Below are 11888 nucleotides of genomic sequence, written 5' to 3' on the forward strand. Positions count from 1 at the left end.
CGTCCTGAAGGGGCGGGGCACATCGGCAGCGTGATTGGCGTGTCAGGCGTTTGGCTGCCAGCCACCGCCCAATGCCTTGTAAATAGCCACGATGCCGCGATACAGCTCAATTTCTCCCTGTGCCTGAGCGTCTTCTGCCGCCAGACGCTCACGCTCGGCGTCCAGCAAGACGAGGAAATCGGCGGTTCCCTCACGGTACTGAACCGAGGCCAGACGTGCCGCCGCACGGCTGGATTCGCTCTGCCTGATCAACGACAGCAATCGTTGCTGACGCTTGTCGTAATCGCTGAACGCATTCTCCGACTCCTCGAGCGCGAGCAGGACTTGCTGTTCATAGGTGGCCAGTGCGCCCTCGGCATCGGCATTCGCGCTACGGATTTGAGCGCGAACGCTGCCCAGATCGAAGGCCGCCCACGTGATGCTCGGCCCCAGTGACCAGGCTTTTGCCGCTGACGAACCGATCTGTGAACCACGGCCTGCGGTAAAACCCAGGAAACCGCTCAAGCTGACCCGTGGAAACAGATCCGCAGTCGCCACCCCGATACGGGCGGTGGAGGCGGCGAGTTGACGCTCCGCAGCCAGTACATCGGGGCGATTGCGCAGAACCTGTGTCGGATCGCCAATCCGCAACGCCTTGGCGATGGCGGGCAATTTGGTCGGGCTCAGATCCACGCTCAGCGTTTCCGGCCGCTCTCCCAGCAGCGTCGCGATGCGGTTGCGTTGACGATTCTGTTCAGCCTGCAATTGCGGCACAGTCGCCTCGACCGCCGCGACCCGCGCATCGGCACGCATCACATCCAGTTCATTGCCGACACCGGCATCGCGCAATTGTGTGGTGACACCCTGCGAACTCTGCTGGTTCTTAAGGTTGTCACGCGCAATGGCTTCGCGCAGCTGTGCGCCACGCAGTTGCCCGTAGGCATCGACCACCTCGGCAATCAAGGTAACTTGCAACTGGTAGAGATTGGCCTGTGCAGCGGCTTCGTCGGCGTCGCTGGCTTCCAGCTGGCGCTGGATACGTCCGAACAGGTCCAGCTCCCAGGCCATGTCCAGACCCAGATCATAACGCTCAGTGTTGACGCGTCTGTCGGTCACGCCAGGCTGCTGGCCTTTGCCCAGATCGCTGCTGGCGCGACTGGTCACCACGGGCATGGCGTCGTTGGCCACGTCATCACGAATGGCCCGCGCCGCTTTCAGGCGGGCAAACGCGACGCGCAGGTCGCGGTTGCCGTTGAGTGACTGAGTGACCAGTTTGTCGAGAGTCGGATCGTCAAACTGTGTCCACCACAGCGCATCAGCCTGGGTGCGGTCGTAGTTGCCCTGAGCGGCAGCGGCGAGTGTCGCAGGTGCCGTGTCAGGCGCCTTGTAGTCCGGGCCGACGGCGCAGGCCGCGAGTGCCAGGACCAGCAGGCTGGGGGCGAAGAGTTTAAGCGCGCTCATCAATGCGTCTCCGCAGGCAGTGTTTGCAGTTTCTGCGCCCGTGCGGCCTTGCGGGCCTCCTGGCGCTCGACGAAGTTACGGATCAGCACGTAGAACACGGGGGTCAGCAGCAGTCCGAAGAAGGTGACGCCGAGCATCCCGGAGAACACGGCCACACCCATTGCGTGACGCATCTCGGCACCGGCGCCGCTGGACAACACCAAGGGCACGACACCCATGATGAAGGCAAACGACGTCATCAGGATCGGGCGCAGACGCAGGCGGCAGGCTTCTAGTACCGCATCCAGCGGGCTCATGCCTTCTTGCTGTTTGTCCTTGGCGAACTCGACGATCAGGATCGCGTTCTTGCACGCCAGGCCCACCAGTACGATCAGGCCGATCTGAGTGAAGATGTTGTTGTCGCTACCGGCAATGATCACCCCGGCAATCGCCGACAGCAGCGTCATCGGTACGATCAGGATCACCGCCAGCGGCAGACTCCAGCTTTCGTATTGGGCGGCCAATACCAGGAACGCCAGCAACACACAGAGCGGGAAGACGAACAGCGCGGTGTTGCCCGACAGAATCTGCTGGTAGGTCAGTTCGGTCCATTCGTAGACCATCCCGTTGGGCAGCTCTTGCTTCAGCAGTTTCTCGACCGCTGCCTGTGCCTGACCCGAGCTGTAGCCGGGTGCGGCGGCGCCGTTGATCTCGGCCGTGATGAAGCCGTTGTAGTGCATCACGCGATCCGGACCTGCGGTGTCGGTGACCTTGACGAAGGTCGCCAGCGGGATCATTTCGCCCAGGTTGTTACGGACCTTGAGCTGACCGATCTGGTCGGCATCCTGACGGAACTGTTGTTCAGCCTGAACGTTGACCTGATAGGTACGACCGAAACGGTTGAAATCGTTGGCGTACAGCGAACCCAGATACACCTGCAGGGTGTCGAAGATGTCGCTGATGGCCACGCCGTGGGTCTTGGCCTTTTCCCGGTCGATGGAGGCATCGACCTGCGGTACGTTCACCGTGTAGCTGGTGAACAGGCCGGCCAGTTCAGGCACGCTGCGGCTCTTGGCGATGACGTTCTGGGTTTCCTTGTACAACTCGTCATAGCCCAGATTGCCACGGTCTTCGATCTGCAGACGGAAGCCGCCGATGGTGCCCAGCCCCTGTACCGGAGGCGGCGGGAAGATCGCCATGTAGGCTTCCTGAATCGACGCGAACTGGCCGTTCAATGCTCCGGCGATGGCATTGGCCGACTGGCTTGGGTCGGTGCGCTCATCGAAAGGCTTGAGCGCAACGAAGACCACGCCGTTGTTCGGGCTGTTGGTGAAACCGTTGATCGACAGGCCGGGGAAGGCAATCGCGTTTTCAACGCCCGGCTGTTTCAGGGCCAGGTCGGACATGCGTTTGATGACGTCTTCGGTGCGGTCCAGGCTCGCCGCATCCGGCAACTGGGCAAACGCCACCAGGTATTGCTTGTCCTGGCTCGGCACAAAACCGGTCGGTGTGCTGGAGAAGCCCATCCAGGTTAATACCATCAGGCCTGCATACACCAGCAGGGCAATGCCACTGCTGCGAATGACGCGTGCAACCGTACCCACATAGCCATGACTGGCTTTCTCGAAGAAGCGGTTGAACGGACGGAACAGCCAGCCGCCCAACATCCTGTCGAGGAAGCGGGAGAAACGGTCTTTGGGTGCGTCGTGGCCTTTGAGCAGGACGGCGGCCAGTGCAGGCGACAGGGTCAGCGAGTTGAAGGCCGAGATCACGGTCGAGATGGCAATGGTCAGCGCGAACTGTTTATAGAACTGTCCCGTGAGCCCGGAAATGAATGCTGCGGGTACGAACACCGCACAAAGCACCAGCGCCGTGGCAATGATCGGCCCTGTCACTTCGGCCATTGCCTTGTGGGTGGCTTCGACCGGCTGCAATCCCAGTTCGATGTTACGTTCGACGTTCTCCACCACCACGATGGCGTCATCCACCACGATCCCGATCGCCAGCACCAGCCCGAACAGCGACAGCGCGTTCAGCGAGAAGCCGAACAGGTGCATCACGGCGAACGTACCGATCAGCGAGACCGGCACCGCAACCAGCGGGATGATCGAGGCGCGCCAGGTCTGCAGGAACAGGATCACCACCAGCACCACCAGAATCAGTGCTTCGAACAAGGTGTGAATCACCGCCTCAATGGAACCGCGCACGAAGATGGTCGGGTCATAGACGATGCTGTAGTCCATCCCTTCGGGGAAGCCCTTTTTCAGCTCAGCCATCTTGGCCCGCACATCGTTGGAAATGTCGATGGCATTGGAGCCCGGACGCTGGAAGATCGGCAGGGCCACGGCGGGCTGGTTGTTGAGCAGCGAGCGCAGAGCGTACTGATTGGAGCCCAATTCGATGCGGGCGACGTCTTTCAGGCGTGTGATTTCACCGTCGGCACCGGCACGGATCACCACGTTTTCGAATTCTTCCTCAGTGACCAGACGGCCTTGAGTGTTGATCGACATCTGGAAGCTGGTGGCATTGGGGGAGGGGGGCGCGCCCAGTTGGCCTGCGGCGACCTGACGGTTCTGTTCACGGATTGCGTTGACCACATCGGTCGCGGTCAGGTTGCGTGAAGCGGTCTTGTTCGGATCGAGCCAGACCCGTAGCGAGTAGTCGCCCATGCCGAACAACTGCACATCGCCTACACCGCCCAGCCGCGCCAGCTCATCCTTGATGTTGAGCACCGCGTAGTTGGACAGGTACAGCATGTCGTAGCGTTGATCCGGCGAAGTCAAGTGCACGACCATCGTCAGGTCGGGCGAGGCCTTGTCGACGGTGATACCGATCCGCGTCACCTCTTCAGGCAGCTTGGGCTCGGTCCGGGTCACGCGGTTCTGCACCTGCACCTGTGCGTTGTCCAGGTCGGTGCCCAGCGCGAAGGTGATGGTCAGGGTCAGCTTGCCGTCAGCCGTGGCCTGCGACGACATATACAGCATGTTCTCGACGCCGGTGATGGCCTGTTCCAGTGGCGAGGCCACCGTTTCACCGATGACCTTGGGGTTGGCACCGGGGAAGTTGGCACGCACCACAACTGTAGGCGGCACGACTTCCGGGTATTCGCTGATCGGCAGCTGGAACAGTGAGATCGCGCCCGCGATCAGGATCAGCAGCGAGAGCACGGCGGCGAAGATCGGCCGCGAGATAAAGAATTTTGAGAAGTTCATCGAACGAGTCCCTTAGCCGCGAGGCGCAGTGGCGCTGGCGAGTTTGGCGGTCGCGTTGGGCGCCGACTGTTGCGGATTGCTGGCTTCAAGGGCCTGGCGTTGTTTGAGCAGCAGGGCAAGGGTGTCGGCACTGGCCATTGGCGTGACTTCCGGGTCCACAGGCTGGCCGGGACGGACACGCTGCAAACCTTTCACGACGATGGTGTCGTCCTTGGCCAGACCATTGCGCACGATGCGCAGGCCTTCGATTTTCGGACCCAGTTCCACCGGGCGATACGCGGGCTTGTTGTCCTTGTCCATCACCAGCACGAACTTCTTGCCCAAGTCGGTGCCGACCGCTTCATCGTTGATCAGGACGGCAGAGTACGTACCGCTGCCGACCAGCTTGAGGCGTGCATACAGACCCGGGGTAAAACTGCCATCGGTGTTGTCGAACACGGCGCGGCCACGGATGGTGCCGGTGCGCGGGTTGACCTGGTTATCCACGAAGTTCATCTGACCCAGGTGCGGATTGCCGTTCTCGTTGGACAGACCCAGGTAAACCGGGGTGGTCTGGCCGCGTTGACCCTTGCGGGCGAGTTCGGTGTACTTGAGGAATACGCGCTCATCGGCGTCGAAGTAGGCGTAGACCTTGTCGGTGGACACCACGCTGGTCAGCGGCGTGACATCAGCGGTCACGATGTTGCCGGCGGTGATCTCGGCACGGCTGACGCGGCCGGTGATAGGCGCAGTCACACGGGTGAAGCTGAGGTTGAGGCGAGCCAGATCCAGTTGCGCCTGGATCGCGGCGACACCGGCTTTTGCTTCCTGAGCAGAGGTGGTACGCGAATCGGCCAGTTCGGCGGAAATGGCATTGTTGGTGCGCAGACGCTCGCCACGCTGGGCTTCGTTGTCGCTGCGCACGGCCACTGCGCGTGCCTGTTGCAACTGGGCTTCAAGACGGCGGACTTCGGACTGGAAGGGGCGTGGGTCGATCTGGAACAACAGGTCGCCTTTCTTGACCAGCGAACCGTCGGTGAAGGCCACCTGATCGATCTGGCCGGATACGCGCGGGCGAACTTCAACGGTTTCCGGCGCTTCGAGGCGGCCGGTGAACTCGTCCCATTCGTTGACGGGTTGTTCCAGCACTTTGGCAACGCTGACCTTGGCGGCGGCCGGTGCCTGAGTGGCCTCAGGTGCGCGACCACAGGCGCTGATCACGACCAGTGCAAGGGCGGTGAGGGGATAGCGCAGATGAGCGAGTGTCTGGGGCATGGGAAGTTCCGCCGATAGTAAAAGATGGGCGGATTCTGGTGCGCGAGCCGTGGTATTAACGAATCGAATAAATCGAAGGTTACTATCATCCGGAATGATGCAAACGGCAGGGCTTGAGCAATGTGACGCCCGATGTCTAGATCACCTTTGCCGGATGCACGATCAGGTGGTCGGCCAGACCCTATCGATCAATGATCTCGACGGATCCTCGCAGTCGCCCTGCATCCCGGGCTGGGGGGAGGCCGAACAGGCGTACGTAATCCCGGCTGAACTGCGAGGGGCTTTCATAGCCCACCCGGTAGCCCGCGCCAGCCGCGTCAATGGCTTCGGCCACCATCAGGCGACGTGCCTCCTGTAATCGCAACTGACTACGAAACTCCAGCGGACTCATTGAGGTGACGGCCTTGAAATGTGCGTGAAAGGTGGAGCGGCTCATGCCGGCGATATCGGCGATGGCGTCGATCCGACAAGCCTGTCGGTAATGCTCGCGCAGCCAGGTAATCGCTTTGGCAATCTGCCGCAAGCGACTGTCTGCCCGGGCCATCTGCCGGACGATACCGTTGCTGCTCTCGTTCAGCAGCCGGTAAAGCATCTCCCGGATGAAGAGCGGTGCAAGTGCGTCGATGTCGTGGGGCGTGTCCAGCAGAGCAGCGAGCCTGGCAGCTGCGTCAAGCAGTTCCGGCGTAATGGCATTGAGTTCGATACCCGCCGTCGGCAGGTCGCTCTCTTCGCGGGTTGCCGGGTGTCGAAGCGCCAGCTCGCTCAGGATGGCCATGTCCAGGTCCAGCACGAGGCACAGATACGGTAACGCCTCGCTCGCTTCGATGACCGAGCCCATGACAGGCATGTGTACCGACGCCACCAGATAGGTGGCGGCGTCATACACGTAGGACAAGGCGCCGGCCGCCACCTGCTTGCGACCCTGAACGATGAGGCACAGGGTTGGCTCATAGACCACCGGCATCGGCACGGTAGGTGCGCCCGAACGGACCAGGCTGACACCGGCGACGGGCGTGGTGTGCATGCCGTCTGTCCGTGCATGCCGACTGATGATATCGACCAGTTTTTCCAGAGAACTCATAGCGGCTCCGTCCCACTCGATGATGAAACAACTCTCGATCCCGTTCGGATAATCATGCAAGAACGCAGGACGATCCGGCTATAGCGTAGCGCCTCCCTGACGGCAGACTGAACCCGACTGTTCAGAACTTCATCTCTACAAGGAGGCAATCATGCCCGCTATCACTGCTCTCGACCACTACCGCCTACTCGGACGATCAGGTATGCGCGTTTCGCCACTGGCCCTTGGCACCATGACCTTCGGTGCTGACTGGGGCTGGGGTGCGGAACAGGATCAGGCACGGCAAATATTCGATGCCTACGTCGACCGAGGCGGCAACTTCATCGATACCGCCGTCAACTACACCAACGGCGCGTCAGAGCGCATTCTGGGGCGGTTTCTCAAAGGCAAACGTGAGCGCCTTGTGGTGTCCACCAAATACACGATGGCTCGCGAGCCGGGTAACCCCAACTCGGGCGGCAATCATCGCTTGAACCTGATGCGTTCGGTCGAGGCCAGCCTCAAGCAGCTCGACACCGACCGTATCGACCTGCTGCACCTGCACGCCTGGGACTTCACCACATCGGCCGACGAAGTCATGCGGGCGCTGGATGATCTGGTTCGCGCGGGCAAAGTGCTCTACCTCGGTATTTGCAATACACCGGCATGGAAGGTCGCCGAATTGCAAACGCTCGCCACGCTGCGCGGCTGGTCGCCATTGGTTGCCCTGCAAATCGAATACAGCCTGGTCGAACGCAGCGTCGAGCACGAGTTGATCCCGATGGCCGAAGCGATGGGGCTTGGCGTGCTGCCGTGGTCGCCGTTGGGCGGCGGCATTCTGACCGGTAAATACAGCCGTGACGATTTGCAGCAGGCCAGCGAAGCGGGGGTGTCGGCCACCCGCAAAGGCGTGATCAGTTCGTCGGGCCATATGACCGAGCGCTCTTTGGCGATGGCCAGCGTCGTGGGTGAGATCGCCAAAGACATCGGCGCAACGGCCTCGCAGGTGGCGCTGGCCTGGACACTGAACAATCCGGCAGTTGTCGCTCCCATTCTGGGTGCAAGGACACTGGCACAGGCGCTGGATAATCTGGGCGCGCTGGACATCAAGCTGGGAGACGAACATATCGTCCGACTGGACCAGGCCAGCGCGCCCGAGCCCATTTTCCCGGAGCGCTTCGTGTCGCGCCCGATGGTTCAGCACCTGATCTTCGGCGGGGCCCGGCTGCAAAGCCGGGTTTGACAGGGCGTGCGCAGTTAATGATGTCGATCAGCATCAAAGGGATTGACGGTAATGATTTCGATCATCATCATAGCGGCATCTTCAGTCACTTGCCCGCGAAGGAAATCCCATGACGATCCCTAAACCCGTAGCGTTGGTGACCGGTGCTTCATCCGGCATTGGCGAAGCCACTGCCCATGCGCTCGTCGCGGCAGGCTATACCGTGTACGGCACCAGCCGGAAAGGGACTCAGAGCGGCCAGCGCAACTTTTCGATGCTGGCCCTCGACGTGACGGACGATGCTTCTGTCGAGACGGCGATAAAGGAACTACTGGTGCTGGAAGGGCGCATTGACCTGCTGGTCAACAACGCCGGTTTCGGCCTCGCACCGGCGGCAGCCGAAGAGAGTTCGATCGAGCAGGCCAAGGCTATCTTCGACACCAACTTTCTGGGGATTGTGCGTACCACTCGTGCGGTGGTACCGCACATGCGTCGGCAGGGCAATGGCAGGATTATCAACATCGGTTCCATTCTGGGCATCGTGCCGGTGCCGTTCGTGGCGTTGTATGCGGCCAGCAAGCATGCGGTGGAAGGGTATTCGGAGTCTCTGGATCACGAATTGCGCATCTTTGGCATCCGGGTCACGATCATCGAGCCGGGCTACACCAAAACATCATTCGAAACCAACAACCTTGAAGCCGACGCCAAGCTGGAGATTTATCAGGACGTGCGGGCGAGGGTGTCCAAAGCGGTCAAGCACGCCATGACCAATGCCGACAGCCCGGATGTAGTCGCCCAGGTGGTGCTCAAGGCTGCGAATGCCGAGCGTCCTAAATTGCGTTATACCGCCGGTAAAACGGCTGGCCAGTTTCAGTTCATGCGCCGCTTTGCGCCAGCGGGTTTTCTGGATGCGGCCATCCGCAAGAACCTGAAACTGGACGCAAAATTGCCGTCGCAGGCACGCACGTCTCACCAGCCAGGTTGATCCGGCTGGCATTGCCCGGTCAATCCATGTTCGCCAGACACGCGTTTACTCACTACAGTGGTTCCCGATGGCAACTTCAGGAGGAACCCGATGATGCTTCCAAAAGCGCTGGCGTTTGATGTCTTCGGAACAGTCGTTGACTGGCATTCGGGCATTGCCCGCGAAACCGCAGCGTTCCTGGCGAGCAACCTGCCTTCGGTCAGTTCAGGTGAGTTCGCGTTGCAGTGGAGAAAGCTTTACGCCCCGGCGATGCGCGAGTGCATCAATGAGGCAAGAGGCTTCGTGGTGCTGGACACTTTGCACCATGAGACGCTGCAACAGTTGTTGACCAGCCACGGTCTGGACGTCAGTCGCATTCAGTCCGAAGAGCTGTGGCGGCTCGCCCACGCCTGGCGTCGACTGGATCCCTGGCCCGATGTGCCTCAGGGGCTGGTACGACTGCGTGAGGCACGTCCTGTCGTGACCTTGTCCAACGCCAACGTGGAACTGATGATCGCGATGAACCGCTATAACGGTCTGCAGTGGGACGCATTGCTGGGGGCGGAATTTGCCCAGACCTACAAACCGGAGCCTGCCGCCTACCTGACGACAGTCGACGCACTGGGCTTGAAGCCACAGCAGTTGTGCCTGGTGGCCTGCCATCACAGCGATCTGGCGGCGGCCAGGGATTGCGGCCTGACGACGGCTTTTGTCCATCGGCCGATGGAGTACGGTGGAGCCCCCGCGCCCGATGCGGATTATGCCCAGGACTGGGACTATGAAGCTGACAGTTTCATCGATCTTGCGCAGCAGCTTTCCCCGGGAATGTGAACCTTGCACCGATACAGCGCTCACTTGTTAAGCCGCTGCGCCAAGTGATAGCGCTGTTTCACTGCTGATAAGGAATTCGCATGCCTCAAGCCTCGCCACCGCTCTCGACCACGACATCGCTGGCCGGACCTGTCGAGCGCGAGCTCAGTCTGCGTGCTGTCGTCACCGGCATCGTGCTCGGTATCCTCCTGACGCCCTCCAATGTCTACGCAGGACTCAAGATCGGCTGGTCGTTCAATATGTCGATCATTGCCTTGCTGATCGGTTACGGCATTTGGCAAGGCCTTGCGCGACGCTCGACCGGCCAATTGCCCTGGACCCTGCACGAAAGCAATATCAACCAGACCGTGGCGTCTGCTGCTGCGTCGATCATTTCAGGCGGGCTGGTCGCACCGATTCCGGCCTATACACTGCTGACCGGTCAGCAACTGGATGCACTTCCGATGATTGCCTGGGTGTTTTCGGTGAGCTTTCTCGGCATCTGGATTGCCTGGTATCTTCGCCCCTCGCTGCTCAACGACAAGGCGCTGAAGTTCCCCGAAGGGATGGCCACGCTGGAAACCCTGCTCCACATCTACAACCATGGTCACGAAGCCGCGACGCGTTTGAAAGTGTTGCTGAGCGCGGCGCTGCTGTCGGCATCGGTCAAGTGGGTCGACACTTTCATGTGGGCGTTGCCACGCTGGTCGCCCAACGCTCAATTGGAACGCCTGACCTTTACCGCTGACCCCTCGCTGTTGCTGGTGGGGTTCGGCGCAATCATCGGCATCCGGGTTGGATTGACCCTGTTGCTCGGTGCGCTGCTGGCATGGGGCGGGCTGGCACCCTGGTTGCTGGAACAAGGCCTGGTGCAACTCCCACCCGACAGCAGCGGCCCGCAGTTCGCCGCACTGGTGGAGTGGTTGCTGTGGCCGGGGGTGAGCCTGATGGTCTGCTCGACGCTGGCTTCGCTGGCGATTCGGCTGTGGGCGCTGCACAAAACGACCAAGGCTGATGGCGGAAAAACCTGGACCCTGCCCAAGCCCGGACCTGCAGCAGGTTTCGCGCTGGCAATCGTTCTGGTGGTTACCCTGCAAGCGCTGCTGTTTGGCATCAACCTGTGGATGGCGCTGCTGACCATTCCATTGGCCATATGCCTAGCGGCGGTGGCCGCACGGGTGGTCGGCGCAACGGGCATTCCACCCATCGGTGCCATCGGGCAGTTGTCCCAGTTGAGTTTCGGCATCGTGGCGCCAGGGCAGGTGCCGATCAACCTGATGAGCGCCAACACCGCAGGCGGATCGGCCGGGCAGTGCACTGACCTGATGAACGATTTCAAAGTAGGCCGTGCCATTGGCGCGACGCCGCGCAAACAATTGATTGCTCAGACGCTCGGGATCTTCGTGGGCAGCATCGTCGGCGTTTTCGCGTACCTGGCCCTGATCCCGGATCCGCAGAGCATGCTGCTCACCGAAGAATGGCCCGCGCCCGCAGTCGCCACCTGGAAAGCAGTGGCACAAACCCTGACTCACGGGCTGGACTCGCTTTCCACCAGCATTCGCTGGGCGATTTTCATAGGCGGGCTTGCCGGTCTGCTGCTGGGCATTCTCGACAGCGTGTTGCCTGCACGCCGCGCCAGATTCCTGCCCAGCACCGCTGCGTTGGGGCTGGCGTTCGTGTTGCCCGCGTCGGTATCGCTGATGATGGCGCTCGGCGCAATCGTGACCTGGCTGGTGAGCTGCCGCTGGGCGGGCCTGACCGAACGGTTTGCGATTACCGCGGCGGCGGGGCTGATTGCAGGGGAAAGTATTACCGGGGTAGGGGCGTCTTTGTGGCAGATGTTCAGTCAGTGAAGGGGGGCTGCACCAGCTTCTGCCTGGAGAGTGTGCAGGTCGAAGTGCGATTGGTGGGAGCGGACTTGTCCGCGAATGCTGCATTTCAGCCGCT

8 protein-coding genes are annotated in these 11888 nt (G+C 61.2%); 4 read left to right on the forward strand and 4 right to left on the reverse strand.

All coding sequences use genetic code 11. From position 1 onward, the window contains the following. Positions 1-42 precede the first annotated feature (42 nt). The 4 genes from ALP40_RS19410 to ALP40_RS19425 form a co-directional block, all read right to left on the reverse strand. Positions 43-1440: an efflux transporter outer membrane subunit gene (locus ALP40_RS19410; protein ID WP_122209809.1), complete on the reverse strand. Its 1398-nt coding sequence runs from the start codon at positions 1438-1440 to the stop codon at positions 43-45. Then, entirely contained in the window at positions 1440-4631 is a 3192-nt protein-coding gene (locus tag ALP40_RS19415; RefSeq protein ID WP_122209810.1) for an efflux RND transporter permease subunit, read from the reverse strand. Before ALP40_RS19415 ends, ALP40_RS19410 begins: the two co-directional genes overlap by 1 nt. 12 nt (positions 4632-4643) lie before the next feature. Continuing rightward, on the reverse strand, positions 4644-5885 hold the full coding sequence (mexE, locus tag ALP40_RS19420; protein ID WP_122209811.1) for a multidrug efflux RND transporter periplasmic adaptor subunit MexE: 1242 nt from the start codon (positions 5883-5885) through the stop codon (positions 4644-4646). A gap of 181 nt (positions 5886-6066) precedes the next feature. After that, the gene (locus ALP40_RS19425) at positions 6067-6966 is read right to left on the reverse strand and encodes an AraC family transcriptional regulator (RefSeq protein WP_122209812.1); all 900 of its coding nucleotides are present in this window, start codon (positions 6964-6966) and stop codon (positions 6067-6069) included. Between the two features lie 151 nt (positions 6967-7117). On the opposite strand from ALP40_RS19425, the gene ALP40_RS19430 reads away from it, so the two are divergent. From ALP40_RS19430 to ALP40_RS19445, 4 genes are all read left to right on the forward strand, one after another. Continuing rightward, positions 7118-8188 (forward strand): aldo/keto reductase, encoded by a 1071-nt coding sequence (locus tag ALP40_RS19430; protein ID WP_122209813.1) that lies wholly within the window; start codon positions 7118-7120, stop codon positions 8186-8188. Between the two features lie 109 nt (positions 8189-8297). Continuing rightward, positions 8298-9152 (forward strand): oxidoreductase, encoded by an 855-nt coding sequence (locus tag ALP40_RS19435; RefSeq protein ID WP_122209814.1) that lies wholly within the window; start codon positions 8298-8300, stop codon positions 9150-9152. Positions 9153-9242: 90 nt separating this feature from the next. Next, on the forward strand, positions 9243-9962 hold the full coding sequence (locus ALP40_RS19440) for a haloacid dehalogenase type II (RefSeq protein WP_122209815.1): 720 nt from the start codon (positions 9243-9245) through the stop codon (positions 9960-9962). Positions 9963-10042: 80 nt separating this feature from the next. Further along, positions 10043-11794 carry an OPT family oligopeptide transporter gene (locus ALP40_RS19445; protein WP_122209816.1) on the forward strand — a complete coding sequence of 584 codons (1752 nt, stop codon included), beginning with the start codon at positions 10043-10045 and terminating at the stop codon, positions 11792-11794. Positions 11795-11888: the final 94 nt, after the last annotated feature.

Origin of the sequence: Pseudomonas viridiflava (assembly GCF_003702045.1) — a bacterium.
Taxonomy (GTDB): domain Bacteria; phylum Pseudomonadota; class Gammaproteobacteria; order Pseudomonadales; family Pseudomonadaceae; genus Aquipseudomonas; species Aquipseudomonas viridiflava_C.

Bases quoted from the DNA above. Each gene is read 5' to 3' on its own strand.
- ALP40_RS19410 (WP_122209809.1), bottom strand. From the start codon at position 1,440: ATGAGCGCGCTTAAACTCTTCGCCCCCAGCCTGCTGGTCCTGGCACTC.
- ALP40_RS19415 (WP_122209810.1), bottom strand. From the start codon at position 4,631: ATGAACTTCTCAAAATTCTTTATCTCGCGGCCGATCTTCGCCGCCGTG.
- mexE (WP_122209811.1), bottom strand. From the start codon at position 5,885: ATGCCCCAGACACTCGCTCATCTGCGCTATCCCCTCACCGCCCTTGCA.
- ALP40_RS19425 (WP_122209812.1), bottom strand. From the start codon at position 6,966: ATGAGTTCTCTGGAAAAACTGGTCGATATCATCAGTCGGCATGCACGG.
- ALP40_RS19430 (WP_122209813.1), top strand. From the start codon at position 7,118: ATGCCCGCTATCACTGCTCTCGACCACTACCGCCTACTCGGACGATCA.
- ALP40_RS19435 (WP_122209814.1), top strand. From the start codon at position 8,298: ATGACGATCCCTAAACCCGTAGCGTTGGTGACCGGTGCTTCATCCGGC.
- ALP40_RS19440 (WP_122209815.1), top strand. From the start codon at position 9,243: ATGATGCTTCCAAAAGCGCTGGCGTTTGATGTCTTCGGAACAGTCGTT.
- ALP40_RS19445 (WP_122209816.1), top strand. From the start codon at position 10,043: ATGCCTCAAGCCTCGCCACCGCTCTCGACCACGACATCGCTGGCCGGA.